Source organism: Pseudomonas sp. GW821-FHT09E12, from assembly GCF_059416085.1.
The window spans coordinates 570,261-588,306 of sequence record NZ_JBWKOM010000002.1; the positions used below are offsets into that span (position 1 = coordinate 570,261).

Sequence of the window (18,046 nt, forward strand, 5' to 3'; positions counted from 1 at the left end):
GGGGACATCAGCGCGATAGGCCCACCGTCGGAACGCACTGACGAACATAGTAATTATCGTATTCAGCGCTTTCGATGAAGTGAAAACCATGGCGGGTATAGAAACGATTCGAAGCGCTGCCTTTGAGGGCACCCACTCTAATAGGGAGCCCAGCCACATCCGCCTCTTTGAAAATCTGGGCGAGAACAGCAGAGCCTATCCCTGATCCCTGCGCGGTCGGTCTCACATACAAGTGGTCGAGCAAGAGTTCAGTGCGCCGGTGCTTGACCACGACAAAACCAACCCTCTCTCCAGATACCTCGATGTAGCGTGTAGTGCGTGCCTCAAACCCGCTAAGAAAGCGTTCGCGTGCGCGCACTGGATCAAATCGCCCAACCCGCTCCAGGCTTTCGCGCATGGCCTCGATTCGAATGGCTACAAGATTGTCCAAGTCGCTTTGTTGAGCCAAGACCAAAATGACCTGGGAATTTTTATCGGCTGTGGCGGGCATCATTTGCGCTCTGACTGTCATTCAGGGAAGCCAGTATAGAGAGAAGGGAAACAAGCGGCCCACCCGCTTTTTCTGTCGAGGCCAACAGGCGAAAGCAGCCACTCAACCGGTAGGTGAAATCAAGCCGGACTTGCAACGCATCGAGTCTCAGGCCCGATCCCGGCCGTCAATGGAACGGAAAGATGTAGTTCATCCAGGCCGACATGCGCAGAAGGATCTTGCGCATGATCGCCACATGGTGGAAGTGCTGGCTGTAGAGCGCCGCCTGGCCATAGGCGCCACCGGGCATGAGTCTGGCGTAGGGCAGGTAGTCCGGGTCGGTGATTTCAATGACCACTGGCACCCGCCCCGGCGGCGGTGAGCCGGTGTAGCTCAGCAGGGTGCCGGACGGCTGGACCTGTCCTTCGCCGATCACCGTGATGACATTCTTCACCCGGCCCTTGAACACCCGGCCGGGTATGCCGTCGAACGCCACTTCCGCCTCGTCCCCCGGGACCAGGCGCAGCAGGCTGTTCTGGCGCATCCAGGCAGAGAAGTAATGGCCCTCGTCGGGAATGAACACCATCGACGGGCGCAGCGGCAGCTTGCTCGCCATCATTCCCGGGCGCAGCGACACATGGGTGACGAAGCCTTTGCTCGGGGCGCGGACCACGGTGCTGTCCAGCTCGAACTGGGCGTTGTCGATCTGAGCCTGCAGGTCGTCGACCCGGGCAATCGCGGCCTCCTGCTCGCGGCGGGTGCCGAAGTTGCGCCTGATCAACTCGTTGATCCGGTACAGGTCGCCCCGCGCCGCTGTCTGCTGGGCCTTGAGCGACTTGAGGCGGTTCTCGAAAGGCTCGGGGTCGATGCGAAACAGCACGTCGCCCGGCTCCAGCGGCGTGTTGCCCTGGACCGGCACCTCGATCACCCGGCCGGTGACGACCGGGATCACGGGCACCGAGACAAAGTAGGAGCGCGCCACTTCCGAATAGGGGTGGTTGTAGTTCATCAGGAAAATCAGCGCGCCGATCAAGACCACGCCGCCCAGCACGGCGGTGGGCACCGTCCATTTGTTCAGCGGGATACGGAAGATCTTGAAGATGGCCACGCAGATGGCGGTGTAGGTCAGGATCAGTAACAGGTCCATGGGTCACAGCTTCCCTTCCGGGCGGGGCCCGGCCTGGGATTGTCCTTCCAGTCGCTCGACCCGCTGTCGCAGCTCGGCCAGTTCTTGGGCCAGATCTCTTTCGGCCTGCATCCGCGCCTTGTCGGTCGCGAAACCCCAGCCCCGGTCCTCGCGGTACAACATGGCCCAGATCCACAGGAACGGCCACAGGGCATGGAGCGTGAACAGACTGACCCAGCCTGCCGCGTGAATGGCGTCCTGATGTGGATGGTTCCGATGGACGGCAATTTCGTAGGGAATGTCGTGCAGGACGATGATTCCGTAGAACAGGGTTATTCCGGCGAAGACAAGCATGCCCAGCGCAATCTGATCGAGCATGATTCGCCTCCCGGAAGCCTTCAGCTCGCACGCAACCGCTTATGAAGCACCTTGGTCAGCCACGGCCATGGGACAGCCCGATGGCGCGGGCCTTACGCAATCCATACTAGTTCAAGTTCGTTCATCTGCCTGGCTGCCCTGCAGGGCGCGCACGGCCCTGGATCTGGAAAGCTGCGCTCGCCCAGGCTGCGGTTTATGATCGCTGCCTGTCGTCCATCACTGCGAGCCCGATCATGCCTTTTGAACTGGACCTTCCCGAAATCCGCGCCGGTATCGTTGAATTCCCTGTCTGGCATGCGCGCGGTGGTACCTCCACCGGTGTGATCCTGGCTCGCGAAACCCTGCCCGAGGACCCGTTGCTGGTCGAAGAGCTGTTGCGCCACCTGATGGGGGTGCCGTTGAGCGGCGAGCTGCCGGGCAATAACCAGATCACCGGCCTGGGCCGTGGCGGGCCCACCAGCAACAAGGTGTTCATCGCCGAGCGCCAGCCTGGCGAGGCGCGGATGGTCAGCACCCTGGCACAGCTGGCGGCGGGTAAAAGCGCGATCGACTGGAGCGTCAACTGCGGCAACATGTCGGCGGCCTTGCCCCTGTATGCCCTGGAGCGTGGCTGGCTGAGCGCGGACGAGGACAGCGCGCAGATCGAGATCTTCAACAGCAATACCCAGACCACCATGCTCGCGCGCCTGGCGTTCCGCGACGGTCGCCTGCTGAGCGATACGCGCATTCCCGGGGTCAATGGCGTGTTCCCCGGGGTCGACCTGTTTCTCAGCGATCCGGTGGGAGCCAAGACCGGCCAGCTGTTTCCCACCGGGCAACGCATCGACCTGCTCAATGGCGTGCGCGCCACCTGCCTCGACGTGGCGGTGCCAATGGTCATCGTCCAGGCCGCGGACCTGGGCAAGACCGGCCTGGAAACCCCGGCACAGCTGGACGCCGATGCCGACTTCAAGGCCCGGTTGATTGGCTTGATGGTCGAGGGCGGCTTGCGCATGCAACTGCGCAACCGCAGTGGCGCCTTGATGAGCGCCGATGAATTGCAACGCAGCGAAACCCTGCCGAAGATCTGCATCGTCAGCCCGGCCCAGGGCGTGGGCGATATCAACACCCGGTATTTCACCCCGCAAAACGCCCATCCTTCATTGGCCGTCTCCGGTGGCTGCTGCCTGGCCGCCGCCTGCCTGGCGCCAGGCACCGTGGCCCATGAACTGCTCAAGGCGCCCAAACCCCTGGGCACCACCACGGCGGAATACCCGGTGTCGATCGAAAACCCGGCGGGGGTGCTGGACACCTTGATCACCGCGCGCGAGGAGGGTGGCTCGATGCGTATCGACGCGGCCGCCTACCGGCGCAGCGCGCAGATCCTGCTCAAGGGCCGGGTGCCGTTGTACAACGCTTCGGCGGCGTTGTTCGAGGCGTTGCAAGGGCGGGGCTGAGTCCCGGACCGGAAAGGTGGCAGCAAATCCGCTCAACCCCGTGAGCGATATTCGCTGGGGGCGACCCCGAACTCGCGGCGAAAGGCCCGGCTGAAGGCGGCTTCGGATTCATAACCCAACTGTTCGGCGATCCGTGAAATGCGCAGGCTGGAGGTCTGCAAGCGCTGACTGGCCAGTTGCATGCGCCAGTGCATCAGGTAACGCATCGGCGATTGGCCCACCAGGCGGGTGAAGCGTTGCGCCAGGTTGGAGCGCGATTGGTTGACCAGGCCGGCCAGGCGCTCGACGCTCCACGCCGCGCCCGGTTCGGCGTGCAGCAGCGCCAGCGCCTGGCCGACCAGCGGGTCGCGCAGGGCGGCGATCCAGCCGCTGATGCCTTGCGGGGCGTGGGCCAGCCAATGGCGCACGGCCCAGATAAACATCAGGTCGATGATCCGCGACAGCATGATGCTGCTGCCGATCGACGGGTTGCGCACTTCCTTCTGCATCGCCGCTACCGTCAGCGACAGCCATTCACGGGAGCCGATCAGGTCGCTCGGGTCCTCGCCCTGGCAGCTGACTTGCAGCACCCCGGGCAAACCCTGGCTCAAGGCCTGGCCGCACCCGCCCTCGAACCGGAAGACTCCGCTGGTGATGCGCGCTGGCAGGTCCGGGCTGGCATCCGCAGCGCTGTGCAGTTGATGAGCCTGGCCGTGGGGCACGAACAGGATGTCCCCGGGCATCAGGCTGGTGGCTTGGTTATTGCCGTCGAGCCTGAGCTGGCAGCCGGCGTCCTGGATCACATGGAAGCAGGCGCCGCCCGCCGCTCGCTGCAGCAGCTGGCCGGGTTGCAGCAGCGTCTCGCCCAGCAGCTCGCCATGCATCCGCGCCAGGCTGAACACTTCGAAAAACACATCGGCGGCCGGGTGCCGGAGGTCGGCTGGCGAGGCGGCTGGGGGCAGGTGTCTCTGCACAGTCTTCGGCTTTTCGGTCATGGTCGGTCGGCACCGTCCCCTTCGATAATGAGCGTGCCCGAGCATAAGCCAGCACGGGGGAGGGCGTCTCCTGCCTGTCACTTGACGAGCGACCTGCTCCGCAATGCCCAGGGCCCGGCAGTACCGCCGCCATCGGCGAGCGGTCTTTATCCAGACAGAGGATTCAAGCTCATGAGTGGTCAGCCTACGATTGTGTTGGTGCACGGTTTTTGGGGCGATGCGGCCCATTGGAGCAAGGTGATCATCGAGCTGGCGCGCAAGGGTTACAGCGCGATCCGCGCGGTGGAAATGCCCTTGACGTCGCTAGCCGATGACGTCGAGCGCACCCGCAAGATGATTGCCCAGGTCGATGGCCCGGTGTTGCTGGTGGGGCATTCCTACGGCGGCGCGGTGATTACCGAAGTGGGTGACCAGCCCAACGTGGTCGGGCTGGTGTATATCGCCGCCTTCGCCCCGGATGCCGGGGAAAGCCCGGGCTCGATCACCCAGCAGCACCTGCCCGCGGCGGCGGCCAACCTCGAGCCCGACAGCGATGGCTATCTGTGGCTCAAGCCAGCGGCCTTCCATGAGAGCTTCTGCCAGGACCTGGGCGCCGACGAAGCGCTGGTCATGGCGGTGACCCAGAAGGCGCCGCTGGCCAGCACCTTCGGCGATACCATCAGTGCGCCGGCCTGGAAGAAAAAAACCTCCTGGTACCAGATCTCCAGCGACGACCGCATGATCCATCCGCGCAACCAGCAAATGATGGCGGCCCGGCTCAACCCACAAAAGACCCTCACCCTGGCCAGTTCCCATGCCTCGCTGGCCTCGCGGGCGGCGCAGGTCGCGGCCTTTATCCACGAGGCCGCCAGCGCCACCGTCAAGGGCTGACCAGGCCGCGCCTCAGGCCCCGCTCAAGAGCGGGGCCTGTTCGGCTCACAGATCCAGGTCGACCCACACCGCCGCGTGATCCGAGCCGGCGTTTTCCTTCTTGTCCAGCTGCGGGTAGACCTCCCAGCGCTTGGGCTGGCTGCCCGGCCACATGCCCTTGCGCCATACGCCGCCGGCGGTGACGGTGGCGAACAGCGCGGGGGAGAGCAGCAGGTAGTCGATCTTGTTCGCCGCCTTGCAGGTGTCGAAGGTGCCGGGGTAACCGCCGTCGTCGAAGGCCGGATGGACGAAGGCATCCTTCAGGTCGGTGCCCTTGAGCAAGGGCTCCAGTGGCGCGCTGTCCGGGGTGTCGTTGAAGTCGCCGACCACCGCGATATAGGCCTCGCCCTGGGCCACCAGCTCTTGGTAGATGAGCTTGATCCGCTCGGCCTGGGCCAGGCGTTTTTTCGCCGAGGCCGCAAGGCCGCCGAAGCCTTTGCTCTTGAGGTGGTTGACCAGCACGATCAGCTGCTTGTCCTTTTGTTTTCCAGAAGGCAGTGGGATATGGAACTGCGCGCAATCGCGGGAAAAGATCAGCTCGCCGTTGGCCGCGGTGTCGTCGACATGGCTGCGCAGCTGGCCGATGGGGTAGCCTGCGGCGGTCATCAGGCCGACATCGATGCCCCGCGTATCGTTGCCGTCGATCAGCATCACATGCCGGTACAGCGGGCCGCCCAGGGCGCCGATGATTTCCGTGTTGAAGTCGCGCAGGGCCGGGCGGCTTTCCGCCTCGACCACCGCCAGCACATCGGCTTGCAGGTCGATCATCACCCGCGCGGTATTGCGCATGGCTTCCAGGTCCACCGGGGCCTCGATCAGCTCCAGCGAACCGACCCACTCGGTGCGGCCGTTGGCGACAATCTCCAGGCCGCCGGCCTTGGGCCGCTTGACCAGGCTGCCGCGGTTTTGCCGCAGGATCACAAACGGGCCCTGGTCCGACTTGCTCAGGCCCAGCTCGGTCAGCAGCTTGACCATCTGCGCCTTGTCCTGGTCGGTGTAGATGGGCTCGCCCAGCAACTGGTTGAGCTTGGCGAAACGCTCCAGCACCGGCTTGCCTTCGGCCCAGCCTTCCAGGTTCATGGCCTTGGCGCGGTTGAACAGGTTTTCAACGTTGTAGGACGCAAGTCTCATCGGGCTCTTCCTTTGCGAGGGGCGGACGTCAATGGGCATTACAACCGATAAAAATGACCGAATGCCGACAGGCCGGGTTTGGGCACCGAGGGGTAAGTGGTGCCGGGCGGCCCCGGCTATTACGGCCGCTTCGGCTTCAGGGCCTGGGACGGGTTGTTGCTGCTAGGTGTGCCGGCCGAATATTTTCAGGCATTGCCCTTTGACGGAAGCAGCCCTTGGGGCGAAGTCCGTTTCCATGCCGGGTTTGGCGCCAAAGGGTAAAGGCTGGGGCCTAGAAGGTCGGCGGGGTAATCACCCAGATCACCAGCGCGTCGACCTCGCCGGGATTGCCATAACGGTGGGGTTCCTGGCTGGAGAAGCTGAAGCTGTCGCCTTCGTTGAGCTGGAAGTAGCGCTCGCCGACCCACAGCTCGAAGCTCCCGGACAGCAGATAACCGGCTTCTTCCCCCTCATGGCTGTAGCTTTGCTGGCTGTAGGTGCCGGGCGGAAAGCGCGAGTGGAGGATTTCCAGCTGGCGGTTGGGCTGTGGGCTCAGCAACTGGTCGACGATGCCGTCTTCGTAATGCACGCTCAGGCGGCTGTTCTTGCGTACGACGTAGCCGCTGTCTTCAGGCGCGGTGCTGGCTTCGCTGGCGAAGAACCACTGGATGGTCACGCCCAGGCTGCGGGCGATATTGAACAGCGCGGGAATGGACGGGTAGGCCAGGTTGCGTTCCAGCTGGCTGATATAGCCGGCCGTCAGTTCGCTCATCCGGGCCAGGGTGGCCAGGGTCATGCCGCGGCGCTTGCGCAGGCCGCGAATCCGCGTGCCGAGAAAGTGTGGCGCTGCCGCACCGCTCGCTGGCGTGGGCGCGCTGCTGGCAGGCGGCGTCGTGCTGCTGTTGCTCATGGCGTGTTCCGAACCGGGAAGGGTGGGCGCGTCGCTGCGCCCGCCTGAAGGCCTCGGAGTATAAACAGGCTCAAAGCTGCCAGGCGACTTTCAATCCTTCATAAATCGCTTCCTCGGCGGTGCGCGGCGCCAGGCAGTCGCCGATGCGCTGGAATTCCACCAGCCCTTGCAGCTCGGTGGCCAGGCTGTCCAGCGGCTGATGGCCCTGGCAGAGCACCAGGGTATCGACGTTCTCCAGCAACATCGGTTCGCCGCTGGCGGTGTGTTGCAGGTAGACGGTGTTGTCGTCGCAACCGTAGAGCCGGGCATAGGGCGTGATGGCGATGCCCAGTCGATGCAGTTCCCCCGCCAGTTGATCGCGCACGTAGAGCGGCAGGTTTTCCCCGCAGTGGGTGCCGTTGACCGCCAACTGCACCTGATGCCCGGCGCGCGTCAGGCGTTCGGCGATGCCGGGGCCGATCCAGTCGCAGCGCCAGTCGACCACCACCACCGAGCGCCCGAGCGGCACCTCATCGCGCAGCACCTGCCAGGCGTCCACCACCTGTAATTCACCGCCGCGCTCGAAGGCCGGCCAATAAGGCTCGGCCCCGGTGGCGATGATCACCACGTCCGGCCGTTCGCGCTCCACCAGGGCGCGGTCGACGCGGGTGTTGCGCACCACGCGCACGCCAGCCAGTTCCATCTCCCGCTGCAGGTTGGTGCTGGCGCCGCCGAACTCGCTGCGGCGCGGCAGCAGTTGCGCCAGCAGCACCTGGCCGCCCAATTGTGCGCTGGCCTCATACAGGGTCACCTCATGCCCACGCTGCGCGGCCACCGCCGCGGCTTTCATCCCGGCCGGGCCGCCGCCGGCGATCATCACCCGGCGCGGCCTGACGGTGGGCTGCATGGCGCCGAACAGCAGTTCGCGCCCGGTTTCCGGGTGCTGGATACAGGAGATCGGCAGCCCCTTGTGAAAGTGCCCGATGCACGCCTGGTTGCAGGCAATGCAGGCGCGCACGTCTTCGGCGCGCCCGGCCTCGCTCTTGTTCGGCATCTGCGGATCGCAGATCAGTGCGCGGGTCATGCCGCAGACATCCGCCTGGCCACGGGCGAGGATCAGTTCGGCTTCCTGGGGCTGGTTGATGCGTCCGGTGACGAACAACGGAATCTTCAGGCTGGCCTTGAAGGTCCCGGCTTCCCGGGCCAGGTAGGCCGCCTCGATGGCCATCGGCGGCACGATGTGCACGGCGCCGCCGAGGGACGCCGAGGTGCCCGCGACGATATGCACGTAGTCCAGTTGCGCTTGCATGGCTTGTACGGCCGCCAGGGACTCGTCCTCGGTCAGGCCCTCGGGGTCGCGCTCGTCGGCGCTGATGCGCAGGCCGATGATGAACTGTTCGTCGGTACTGGCCCGCACCGCCGCGATGACCTCGCGCAGAAAGCGCAGGCGCTGCTGCAGGTCACCGTTGTACCCGTCGCTGCGCCGGTTGACCCGCGGGTTGAGGAATTGCGCCGGCAAGTAACCGTGGCTGGCGACGATTTCCACGCCATCCAGCCCGGCCTGGTGCAGGCGGCGCGCAGCCGCGGCGTAACCGCCGACTATCTCGTCGATCATGCCCTGGTCCAGGGCTCGGGGCATGACTCTGAAGCGTTCGTTGGGCACCGCCGAAGGGGCATAGGCGACCGCCAGCAGGCCGTCGCTGGACTCCATGATTTCCCGCCCGGGGTGAAAGATCTGTGACAGCACCAGAGTGCCGTGGGCGTGACAGGTCTGTGCGAGCTGCCGATAGCCGTCGATGCAGGCGTCGTCGGTGGCCATCAGCACATGGGAGGTGTAGCGCGCACTGTCGTGGACCCCGGCCACCTGCAGCACGATCAGCCCGACGCCGCCTTCGGCCCGTGCCCGGTGATAGGCGATCAGCTGTTCATTGACAAGGTTGTCGGTGGGCATCGAGGTGTCGTGACCACTGGACATGATGCGGTTCTTCAGACGCTTGCCACGTAGCTGCAATGGCTCGAAAAGATGGGCGAAAGCAGGGCTTGAGATCGACATGCAGGTGCTCCAGCGGGCCGCGGCCAAGAGGTTCGGCGTTATTGTTTTGCCCTATAGAAATTTACCCTTAGTAAAAAATCAACTTGTTTTTTTACTTGGCGTTGCAGTAGCTTCGACCTGCGCCCACCCCTGGGGCGAACCTCACAACAATAAAAATGGGCTGCGTCGGCACCTTGCTCACGTGGTACCTGCACGAGGAACCCGCGATGAAATCCAATACGCTCAAGCACGTTTTCTCCCCTTTGTTGCTGTCCCTGGTTGCAGGCCTGGATTGCGCCCAGGCGGCGCCGGAAATGGTGGTGGTCGGTTACGGCGGCGCCGGGCAAAAGGCCCAGGACGTGGCGTTCTTCCAGCCGTTCAGCGCCATTGACCAGAGCCGGTTGATCCAGAGCGAGTACAACGGCGAGATGGCCCGGATCAAGGTCATGGTCGACACCGGCAATGTCGATTGGGACCTGGTGCAGATCGAAGGTCCGGACCTGATGCGCGGTTGTGAGGAGGGTATGTACGAGCCATTGGACTGGAAGGTCCTGGGGCGCGCCGACCAGCTGATTGCCGACGCGGCGCAAGCCTGTGGTTCGGCGGCCCTGGTATGGAGCGTGGCCATCGCCTATGACACGGACAAACTGGCCAAGGGGCCAGCGTCGTGGGCGGACTTCTGGGACGTGGCGAAGTTTCCCGGCAAGCGCGGCCTGCGCAAGCGCGCGGTGTACAACCTGGAGTTCGCGCTGCTGGCGGACGGGGTGAAAGTCGAGGAGGTATATGCGCAACTGAATACCCCGCAGGGTGTCGATCGCGCCTTCGCCAAGCTCGACCAGCTCAAGCCCCATATCCAGTGGTGGGAGGCCGGGGCGCAGCCGGCCCAGTGGCTGGCGGCCGGCGATGTGGTGATGACCTCGACCTACAGCGGCCGCGTCGCGCAGGCGGCCCAGGCCGGCAGCCATCTGGGGCTGGTCTGGCCCGGCAGCCTGTACGGCATGGATTACTGGGCGATCATCAAGGGCTCCAGGCATATCGACCAGGCCAAGCGGTTCATCGCCTTTGCCAACCGGCCCGAGGCCCAGCTCAAGTATGTCGAGCAGATTCCCTATGGGCCGACCAACACCGAGGCCGCCGCCCGGCTCGCTCCCGACCTGTCGCGATGGGTGCCCACCGCCCCGCAGAACCTCAAGGGCGCGCTGGCGATGGACGTGGGGTTCTGGGTCGATCATGGCGAGGAACTCGAAGAGCGTTTCAACGCCTGGGCCAGCAAGTAAACACCCGGGGCCCATCGTGGCCAGCGCTGGAGGCGGCGAAGGTTCTTGCTGTACAGTCGTTCAGCGCCGCCCCCATCGATTGCCCAAAGGAGATTGCCGCCGATGACTCAGGAAGCCCGTTTTTCCCGGATGGAGCCGGAACTGCGCAAGGCCAATCTGATCGAAGCCACCCTGGTCTGCCTCAAGCGCCATGGTTTCCAGGGCGCTTCGATACGGCGGATCTGCGCCGAGGCCGGGGTGTCGGTAGGGCTGATCAGCCATCATTATTCGGGCAAGGACGAACTGGTGGCCGAGGCCTATCTGGCGGTGACCGGACGGGTCATGAACCTGTTGCGCGAGGCCATGGCCGAGGCCGCGCCGAGTGCCCGGGAGCGCTTGTCGGCGTTCTTTCGCGCCTCGTTCTCGGCCGAATTGCTCGACCCGCAGTTGCTCGACGCCTGGCTGGCGTTCTGGGGCGCGGTGAAGACCGCCGAGGCGATCAACCAGGCCCACGAACACTCCTATGGCGAATACCGCAACGAGCTGAGCGGGGTGCTCGGCGATCTGGCCGCGGAGGAGGGCTGGGAAGACTTCGATGCGGATCTCGCCGCGATCAGCCTCAGTGCCTTGCTCGATGGGCTCTGGCTGGAGTCGGGGCTCAATCCCGGGACGTTCACCCCGAACCAGGGCATGCAGATCTGCGAAGCCTGGGTCGACGGTTTGCAGGCCGGTGCCCGGCGGCGTTTCCGGCGATAGACGGAGGGCTGTTGATCGATCGTTCAGCAGTGGCTAACCTCTGGGCGCTGATGCGGTAAAACTCTAATAAGAAACGCGCCTTCGGGCAGGTCCAGGACAACAAGCGATGACTCCTCGGGTACTGATCGTCGACGACGATCCGCTGATTCGCGAACTGCTGCATGCCTATCTCTCCCAGGAAGGTTACGAGGTGCACTGCGCCGAGACGGCGGAGCTGGCCGAAACCTTCCTGGCTTCCCACGTGGTCGATCTGGTGATGCTGGATATCCGCCTGCCGGGCAAGGACGGCCTGACCCTGACCCGGGAGCTGCGGGTGCGTTCGGAGGTGGGGATCATCCTGATCACCGGGCGCAACGACGAGATCGACCGCATCGTGGGCCTGGAATGCGGTGCCGATGACTACGTGATCAAACCCCTCAACCCGCGCGAGCTGGTGTCCCGGGCGAAAAACCTGGTGCGTCGGGTGCGCCATGCCCAGGCTTGCAAGCCCGAGCCGGCGATCGCGCGCCCGGTCAAACAGTTCGCCGCCTGGGCCCTGGACACCGATCGCCGGCGCCTGATCGACCAGGCCGGCGGCGAAACCCTGCTGACCCAGGGCGAATATCAGCTGCTCAGTGTGTTCCTGCGCAACAGCGGGCATACCCTGAGCCGCGACCAGCTGATGGACCAGATCCGCAACCGCGAGTGGGTGCCCAACGACCGTTCCATCGATGTGCTGGTCGGCCGCCTGCGCCGCAAGCTGCATGACGATCCGGCCGAGCCGCAACTGATCATCACCATCCATGGCGCCGGGTATCTGTTCACGGCCAGCGTGGCGGCATGAATACCCTGGGGCGATGGCTGGCGCTGCTGATGCTGCTGGCGCCGCTCGGCACCCTGGCCGCCGAGCGCATCCGCTACTGCGACTACCCGGTGTATCCGCCGGTGTCCTGGAGCGACGGCCGGCAGGTGCGCGGCCTGGCGCCCAACGTGGTCAAGCAGCTGTTCGGGCAACTGGGCTACGAGGTCGAGATCGTGGTGCTCGGCAACTGGCAGCGCTGCCTGCTGGACGCCGCCGCAGGGCAGGTCGACGTGATCCTGGCCTACAGCACCGTGCAACGCGAGCAGAGCATGCGTTTTTCCAGCGTGCCGGTGCTGCGCGAAGAGGTCGCGGTGTTCGTCAATCGCCGCCATCCGGTGCGCTTCGAACGCCTCGAAGACCTGGCCGGTTACCGCGGCGGCTTGCTGTTCGGCGAAAGCTACGGCCTGGAGTTCGACCGCTTTGTCGCCCGGCACCGCAATATCGAATGGGTGTCCGACAGCCAGCAGAATTTTGGCAAGCTGATTCGCGGCCGTATCGACTTCATCACCCAGGAACGGCGCACCGGGCAGTTGTTCGTCGAGCGCCTGCCGGGGGCCGAAGACATCGTCGCCTTGCCCGCGGCCCTGAGCGTCGACTACCTGCGGATCGCGGTGTCGCGGCGCTCCCCGCTGGCCCGGCGCATGGCGGAAATCGATGCGCAACTGCAGCGCATGGTCGATGCCGGCGAGATCGAACGCTGGCTGAATGAAAGCGAGGCCACTTACCGCGACATGCTCAAGCTACCGGCGGATGCCCGATGATCAGCGCCCGGCCCGGCGGCCTGCTGCGACGCCTGCTGCTATTCATCCTGCTGTTCAGCCTGTGTTTCACCGTGCTCGCCAGCACCGTGCAGCTGTATTTCGAGTACCGCCGGGAAATGCGCGACATCGATTCGCGCATGGCGCTGATCCGCGCCGGTTACCTGGCCAGCCTGGAGCGCAGCCTGTGGGACTTGAACCAGGAGCAACTGAATGTGCAGCTGCGCGGCCTGGTGGACTTCTCCGACGTGGCCCGGGTGCACCTGCGCAGCCCGGACTTCGACCTCGTGCAGGGCAACCCCGAGCCGCGCGGGCCGCTGCGCATCGAGCGTTTCGAGCTGGATTACCAGCCCCCGAGCGGTGGCTCGCGGCACCTGGGCCAGCTGGAAGTCAGCACCGACCTGGGCGCCGTGCATCGGCGCCTGTACGCCACCGGGCTGACCAGCCTGCTGTGGATGAGCGTGTTTCTCTGCGGCCTGGCGGTGGCGTTGTCGGGGCTGTTCTACCGACTGGTGACCCGTCACCTGCAAGTGATGGCCGGATTCGCCCGGCGCGTCGCTGACGGCGATTGGCATGAGCCGCTGCGCCTGGACAAGAGCCGCCGCGGCGGCGAAGACGAAATCGATACCGTGGCCCACGCCCTGGATGACATGCGCCGGGCGATCCTCAGCGATATCGACCGCCGTGAAGTCGATCGCCTGGCCTTGCAGGACAAGCGCGACGAGCTGCAGAAAATGGTCGAGCGGCGCACCGCCAGCCTGATGCGCGCCAAGGACGAGGCCGAAGCGGCCAACCTCGCCAAGTCGCGGTTTCTCGCCACCATGAGCCACGAGTTGCGCACGCCGCTCAACGGCATCCTCGGCATGGCCGAACTGCTGCGCGGCGCGCCCCTCGACGAGCGCGACGGCAAACGCCTGGAAGCCCTGTACAAAGCCGGGGAAGGCCTGCTGACGATCCTCAACGAGGTGCTGTATTTCGCCCGGCTGGAGGAGGGCGAAAGCCATCCGGAACCGGTGGACTTCTCGGTGCGGCAACTGATCGACGAAGTGCTGACGCTGCTGGAGCCGCGGGCACAGGGCAACGGTACCCGCCTGCACAGCCGGATCGATGGGCAACTGGCCGAGCGCCTGCACGGCGCCGAGCAGTTCTTGCGCCAGGTGTTGAGCAACCTGCTGGCCAACGCGATCAAGTTCACCACGGCCGGGCAGATCGTCGTGGCGGTCGAGGTGGTGCCGCAGGCGGCGCAGCAGGGCGGCCAGCGTCTGCGCCTGAGCGTCAGCGACAATGGCATCGGCATTGCCCCGGCGATGCAGGAGAAGATTTTCGAGCGTTTCACCCAGGCCAGCGAAGAGGTCGCGCAGCGTTATGGCGGCACCGGCCTGGGCCTGGCGATCAGCAAGCATCTGGTGGAGTTGCTCGGCGGCCGCATTGGCGTCGACAGCGAAGTGGGGCGGGGCAGTCGCTTCTGGTTCGAGCTGGAGTTGCAGGCCGCCGTTGGCGGCAGCGAAGTCGCGACGGCCAGCACGCCGGTCCAGGCGCTGGAGATTCTGGTGGTCGAGGATGTGGCGCTGAACCGCGAGGTGGTCAGCGGCCTGCTGGAGAGCGATGGGCACCGGGTCTGGCTCGCCGAAGAGGCCAGCCAGGCCCTGGCGCTCTGCCGGCAGCGGCGTTTCGACCTGATGCTGCTGGACGTGCACCTGCCAGGCATCAGCGGCGTCGAACTGTGCAAACGCATTCGTGGCACGCCGGGGGCCAATCGCGACTGTCGGATCTTCGCCCTGACTGCCAGCGTCCAGCCGGCCCTGGTGCGCAGCTACCTGGAGGCCGGCATGCAAGGCATTCTGGCCAAGCCGCTGAAACTGCACAGCCTGCGCCAGGCACTGGCGGGCCAGGCGCCGCTGGCTGCCGCGGCACAGGCCGATGAAGAACTGGACGGGGCGTTGCTGGAAACCCATCGTGCCTTGCTGGGCACCGAGAAACTCAAGGGCCTGCTGATGGTACTGCGCGATTCGTTGGCCCAGCACCGGGTGACGCTCACGGACGCCATCGCGGCCGACGACTGCACCGAGATCGCCCATCTGGCCCACCGTCTGGCCGGGAGCAGCGACTCTATGGGCCTGAGCGCCCTGGCCAGGGTCATGCGGGCGCTGGAGGCGGCGGCGCTGGGCAACGATCAGCAGGCGGTGCAGCGCCTGGCCCCGCAGGTGAACGCGCAATTGCAACGCTCCCTGCAGACCCTGGATGCGCTGCTGGAGAGCTGACGTACAAAATCCTTACGACTTTTTACATCTTTGATCTTCAGGTTCAACGCGAACTTACATGGCTTTCCAATAATCGCTTGAACCGCGCCGGGCGCGGTCCTCGAAGCTTATTGGAGATAATAATAATGAACTGCCGTAAAGCTGATCCTTCCCCGCGCCATGACGTCCTGTCAGCCGCCGCGCCCCTCACCGACTGCTGAGGTGCCGACATGAGCGAATCTATCGAACGCAAAGGCATCCACCTGACCCGGGCCTTGAAGAGCCGGCACATTTTCATGTTGTCGCTGGGCGGGGTGATCGGCACCGGGCTGTTCATGGGCTCCGGCGTGATCATCAACCAGGGCGGCCCGGTCGGGGCCATCCTGGCGTACCTGGTGGCCGGTTTCCTGATGTACCTGGTGATGGTCTGCCTGGGCGAGCTGTCGGTGCAGATGCCGGTATCCGGCTCGTTCCAGACCCACGCCACGAAGTTCATCGGTCCGGCCACCGGCTTCATGATCGGCTGGGTGTACTGGATGAGCTGGGCCACCACCGTGGGCCTGGAATTCACCGCCGCCGGGATGCTGATGGAGCGCTGGTTCCCCGGCGTGCCGATCTGGTACTGGTCGGGGCTGTTCGTGGCGGTGCTGTTCGGCATCAACGCCCTGGCCACCCGCGCTTTCGGTGAGGCGGAATACTGGTTCTCCGGGATCAAGGTGGCGGCGATCCTGGGCTTTATCGTGGTCGGTGTGCTGGTGATCTTCGGCGCGATCCCGCTGGCCAGCGGCGCACCGGCGCCGATGATGAGCAACCTGATCGGCGACACCCTGTTTCCCAACGGCCTCTCGGCGGTGTTCGCGGTGATGATGACCGTGGTCTACGCCTTCCAGGGCTGCGAGATCATGGGCGTGGCGGCGGGGGAAACCGACCAGCCGGAGAAGAGCATCCCGCGGGCGGTGCGCAACGTGGTGTTCCGCGTGCTGATCTTCTACGTGCTGGCGATCGTGGTGCTGTCGGCCATCGTGCCCTGGCAGCAGGCGGGGCTGATGGAAAGTCCGTTCGTCCAGGTGTTCGACATGGTCGGTATTCCTTATGCCGCCGACCTGATGAACTTCGTGATCCTCACCGCGATCCTCTCGGTCGGCAACTCGGGCCTCTACGCCTCGACCCGGATCCTGTGGGCCATGTCGAAAACCGGCATGGCCCCCAAAAGCCTGTCGCCGCTGAGCAAGCGCGGCGTGCCGCTGCGGGCGCTGAGCATCACCCTGGGTTTTGCCCTGATCTCGCTGATGACCAGCTTTATTGCTGCCGACACGCTGTTCATGGTGCTGATGGCCGTGAGCGGCATGTCCGGCACCGTGACCTGGATCGTCATCGCCCTGGCCCAGTACAAGTTCCGCCGCGCCTACCTGCGCGACGGCGGCCAGCTCAGTGATCTGAAGTACCGGGCGCCGTGGTTCCCGCTCCTGCCGCTACTGTGCATCGGCCTGTGCTGCTCGCTGTTCGTGTTCCTGGCCATGGACGCGACCCAGCGGCCTTCGCTGTACTGGGGCTTCGGCTTTATCGCACTGTGCTACGGCGCCTACTACCTGGTGCAGCGCAAGCGCCAGCCGGTGCTGGCGCCAACCGTGTCGGTGTAGGTCCGGCCGCTGTAACAAAAAACGCGACAGGCGACTGTCGCGTTTTCGTTTGTGCCAACCGAATCCTGTAGCCGCAGCCGCAGGCTGCGATCGGGGCACAGCCCCGTAAACCGGACGACGCGGTGTGACTGACTCTCGGCGGTGTCTGGGCTGGCGACCGCTACGCAGTCGATCGCAGCCTCGCTTTGGCTCGGCAGCGGCTACAAAGGCCGCTCCCCTGTAGCCAGTTGTTCAAAGTTGTAACACCACGCCGGCCGCGCACCGCGGAACAGAAAAATAACTCAATGAAAACAAGCAAATAGCGCCTGTTTACCGCTGTTACAAGGCCCCGGACCGCGGATTGTCGCCTTGCTGAACACTCGTTTAGTATCGTCGGCAAGTCGTCCCCACCTCACGCCAAACACAATAATTCGAGGACTCACATGACTACTCTGTCGTCGCTGCTCTGTCAGGTCGAAGCAGGCGTTGCCTGGATCACCCTCAACCGCCCCGACCAACGTAATGCGCTGGACATTCCCACGCTGCACAAACTCCACGGCCTGCTGGATGACTGCAACGCCGATCCCGCGGTCCGCGTGCTGGTGCTGACCGGTAGCGGCCGCAGCTTTTGCGCGGGCGCCGACCTTACCGAGTGGGCCGAAGCCGAGGCCCGTGGGGCGCTGGAAAGTTATGGCTGGACCGAAACCGCCCACGCGCTGATGGGCCGCCTGTACAGCCTGGATAAACCGACCATCGCCGCGATCAACGGCACCGCGGTCGGCGCCGGAATGGACCTGAGCCTGTGTTGCGACCTGCGCATCGCTGCCCGATCGGCGCGGTTCAAGGCGGGCTACACCAGCATGGCGTACTCGCCGGACGCTGGCGCCAGTTGGCACCTGCCGCGGCTGATCGGCAGCGAACAGGCCAAGCGCCTGTTGTTTCTCGATGAGCCCTGGGGAGCCGAGCGTGCCCTGGCGGCCGGGCTGGTCGGCGAGGTGTGCGCCGACGAACAGCTGTTGAGTGTGGCCGGGGCGCTGGCCGCACGCCTGGCCAGCGGGCCGACCTTTGCCTTTGCCCAGACCAAGCAGCTGTTGCGCGAAGGCGCCGGGCGCAGCCTGCCCGAGCAACTGCGGGCCGAGCTGGCCGCCGGCCTGCTGTGCGGGCGCAGCGCGGATGGCGCCGAGGCCTTGCGCGCGGCTACGGAAAAACGCGCGCCGAACTTTATCGGGCGCTAGGCCCGACCCTGTAGGAGC

Annotated in this window: 16 protein-coding genes; 9 read left to right on the forward strand and 7 right to left on the reverse strand. The window is 65.1% G+C overall.

The window, feature by feature from the left end:
- Nucleotides 1-7 precede the first annotated feature (7 nt).
- The 3 genes from AC07PQ_RS07710 to AC07PQ_RS07720 form a co-directional block, all read right to left on the reverse strand.
- Entirely contained in the window at nucleotides 8-490 is a 483-nt protein-coding gene (locus tag AC07PQ_RS07710; protein ID WP_493184954.1) for a GNAT family N-acetyltransferase, read from the reverse strand.
- Nucleotides 491-656: 166 nt separating this feature from the next.
- Nucleotides 657-1,616, reverse strand: coding sequence for an HlyD family secretion protein (locus AC07PQ_RS07715; protein WP_007931928.1), 960 nt, complete (start codon nucleotides 1,614-1,616; stop codon nucleotides 657-659).
- Nucleotides 1,617-1,619: 3 nt separating this feature from the next.
- Entirely contained in the window at nucleotides 1,620-1,973 is a 354-nt protein-coding gene (locus tag AC07PQ_RS07720; RefSeq protein ID WP_007931926.1) for a DUF3302 domain-containing protein, read from the reverse strand.
- 233 nt (nucleotides 1,974-2,206) lie between these two features.
- Between AC07PQ_RS07720 and AC07PQ_RS07725 the strand changes: the two genes are divergently transcribed.
- Nucleotides 2,207-3,409, forward strand: coding sequence for a PrpF domain-containing protein (locus tag AC07PQ_RS07725; RefSeq protein ID WP_493184953.1), 1,203 nt, complete (start codon nucleotides 2,207-2,209; stop codon nucleotides 3,407-3,409).
- Between the two features lie 32 nt (nucleotides 3,410-3,441).
- Here AC07PQ_RS07725 and AC07PQ_RS07730 read toward each other — a convergent pair whose 3' ends face one another.
- The gene (locus tag AC07PQ_RS07730; protein ID WP_007931917.1) at nucleotides 3,442-4,383 is read right to left on the reverse strand and encodes an AraC family transcriptional regulator; all 942 of its coding nucleotides are present in this window, start codon (nucleotides 4,381-4,383) and stop codon (nucleotides 3,442-3,444) included.
- Nucleotides 4,384-4,554: 171 nt separating this feature from the next.
- On the opposite strand from AC07PQ_RS07730, the gene AC07PQ_RS07735 reads away from it, so the two are divergent.
- Entirely contained in the window at nucleotides 4,555-5,253 is a 699-nt protein-coding gene (locus AC07PQ_RS07735) for an alpha/beta hydrolase (protein WP_007931914.1), read from the forward strand.
- Nucleotides 5,254-5,298: 45 nt separating this feature from the next.
- On the opposite strand, the gene AC07PQ_RS07740 is transcribed toward AC07PQ_RS07735, so the two are convergent.
- From AC07PQ_RS07740 to AC07PQ_RS07750, 3 genes are all read right to left on the reverse strand, one after another.
- Nucleotides 5,299-6,423, reverse strand: a complete 1,125-nt coding sequence (locus AC07PQ_RS07740; protein ID WP_493184952.1) for an endonuclease/exonuclease/phosphatase family protein — start codon at nucleotides 6,421-6,423, stop codon at nucleotides 5,299-5,301.
- A 271-nt stretch (nucleotides 6,424-6,694) separates the two neighbouring features.
- Nucleotides 6,695-7,312, reverse strand: coding sequence for a cupin domain-containing protein (locus AC07PQ_RS07745; protein WP_007931910.1), 618 nt, complete (start codon nucleotides 7,310-7,312; stop codon nucleotides 6,695-6,697).
- Between the two features lie 70 nt (nucleotides 7,313-7,382).
- Entirely contained in the window at nucleotides 7,383-9,344 is a 1,962-nt protein-coding gene (locus AC07PQ_RS07750) for an oxidoreductase (protein ID WP_493184951.1), read from the reverse strand.
- Between the two features lie 206 nt (nucleotides 9,345-9,550).
- Here AC07PQ_RS07750 and AC07PQ_RS07755 point away from each other — a divergent pair, with 206 nt between their 5' ends.
- From AC07PQ_RS07755 to AC07PQ_RS07785, 7 genes are all read left to right on the forward strand, one after another.
- Nucleotides 9,551-10,600 carry an ABC transporter substrate-binding protein gene (locus AC07PQ_RS07755; protein ID WP_493184950.1) on the forward strand — a complete coding sequence of 350 codons (1,050 nt, stop codon included), beginning with the start codon at nucleotides 9,551-9,553 and terminating at the stop codon, nucleotides 10,598-10,600.
- A gap of 102 nt (nucleotides 10,601-10,702) precedes the next feature.
- Entirely contained in the window at nucleotides 10,703-11,335 is a 633-nt protein-coding gene (locus AC07PQ_RS07760) for a TetR family transcriptional regulator C-terminal domain-containing protein (RefSeq protein WP_493184949.1), read from the forward strand.
- A gap of 106 nt (nucleotides 11,336-11,441) precedes the next feature.
- Nucleotides 11,442-12,158 carry a response regulator gene (locus tag AC07PQ_RS07765; RefSeq protein WP_053278786.1) on the forward strand — a complete coding sequence of 239 codons (717 nt, stop codon included), beginning with the start codon at nucleotides 11,442-11,444 and terminating at the stop codon, nucleotides 12,156-12,158.
- Nucleotides 12,159-12,163: 5 nt separating this feature from the next.
- Nucleotides 12,164-12,937, forward strand: a complete 774-nt coding sequence (locus AC07PQ_RS07770; RefSeq protein ID WP_493185317.1) for a substrate-binding periplasmic protein — start codon at nucleotides 12,164-12,166, stop codon at nucleotides 12,935-12,937.
- Nucleotides 12,934-15,195 carry an ATP-binding protein gene (locus tag AC07PQ_RS07775; RefSeq protein ID WP_493184948.1) on the forward strand — a complete coding sequence of 754 codons (2,262 nt, stop codon included), beginning with the start codon at nucleotides 12,934-12,936 and terminating at the stop codon, nucleotides 15,193-15,195. The genes AC07PQ_RS07770 and AC07PQ_RS07775 overlap by 4 nt, the downstream gene beginning before the upstream one ends.
- A gap of 209 nt (nucleotides 15,196-15,404) precedes the next feature.
- Nucleotides 15,405-16,814, forward strand: a complete 1,410-nt coding sequence (locus tag AC07PQ_RS07780) for an amino acid permease (RefSeq protein ID WP_493184947.1) — start codon at nucleotides 15,405-15,407, stop codon at nucleotides 16,812-16,814.
- A 422-nt stretch (nucleotides 16,815-17,236) separates the two neighbouring features.
- The gene (locus AC07PQ_RS07785) at nucleotides 17,237-18,028 is read left to right on the forward strand and encodes an enoyl-CoA hydratase/isomerase family protein (protein ID WP_007931895.1); all 792 of its coding nucleotides are present in this window, start codon (nucleotides 17,237-17,239) and stop codon (nucleotides 18,026-18,028) included.
- Nucleotides 18,029-18,046: the final 18 nt, after the last annotated feature.